This window comes from Gordonia sp. UBA5067 (genome assembly GCF_002414845.1).
Taxonomy (GTDB): Bacteria; Actinomycetota; Actinomycetes; order Mycobacteriales; family Mycobacteriaceae; genus Gordonia; species Gordonia defluvii.
In genome coordinates this window covers 1-384 of sequence record NZ_DIAX01000017.1, presented here as the reverse complement: position 1 = coordinate 384, position 384 = coordinate 1, and the positions used below count along the sequence as shown (strand labels likewise).

At 69.0% G+C, this 384-nt stretch carries 1 protein-coding gene; it reads right to left on the bottom strand.

Going from position 1 to position 384, the window contains the following annotated elements; translation table 11 throughout:
* Positions 1 to 384 (bottom strand): M81 family metallopeptidase (locus B4M62_RS02600; protein WP_290704762.1); only part of this gene is annotated, 384 nt, incomplete at both ends.

Sequence of the window (384 nt, the reverse complement as noted above, 5' to 3'; positions counted from 1 at the left end):
TGTAGGGGAAGCCCGAGGCGAGGGCGATCGAGAGCACCGATCGTTCATGACGCGCCTGCTCGGCCAGCAGCGCGAGGTCGCGCATCGGAGTCGGCCCGGCAGTCCACTGCGTCGTCAGCGGGGTCAGTAGCGGAATCTGGCGCAATGCGTGGGTGGGCAGGATCTCGCCGAGCAGCCGCTGCTCCAGCAACCGCACCGCCTGGCTGCCACGCGCATAGGTGTCGATGTGCGGGTAGGTCTCGTAGGCCAGCAGGATGTCGGCATGCTCGACCATCTGCGGAGTCAGGTTCGCGTGCGAGTCGAGAACGACGGCGATCGGCACGTCCGGTCCGACCGCCCGGCGCACGCGGCGCAAGATCTCGCCGTCGGCGTCGTCCAGCGCCT